This window comes from Peribacillus sp. SIMBA_075 (genome assembly GCF_046534585.1).
In genome coordinates this window covers 1-252 of record NZ_JAWRYN010001140.1, presented here as the reverse complement: position 1 = coordinate 252, position 252 = coordinate 1, and the positions used below count along the sequence as shown (strand labels likewise).

Annotated in this window: 1 protein-coding gene; it reads right to left on the bottom strand. The window is 48.0% G+C overall.

The annotated features are described in order from the left end of the window. A partial coding sequence (locus SB775_RS31870; RefSeq protein WP_410865293.1) for an SH3 domain-containing protein occupies positions 1–228 on the bottom strand: 228 nt, incomplete at its 3' end. Positions 229–252 lie beyond the last annotated feature (24 nt).

The window sequence follows — 252 nt, the reverse complement described above, 5'->3', positions numbered from 1 at the left end:
CCATTCACTATCCGTTTCCAGAACCTCTACAAGCGAGCCAAATTTTAATTTTCCTAGAACTTTGGCATCCACGGAAGGCTTCTTCCGAACATTCAGTACATCGCCTGTGACGCGGGCTTTTTCTCCTGCCGTAATCTCTTTGACTTCTCCTTGAGCATGACTATTGCTTACTGCCACATCAGGTGGCGCTGATTCATCCGCAGAGACCGACAAGTCTGTCGTTGACAACGACAAGGTTTGACCAATCGACAG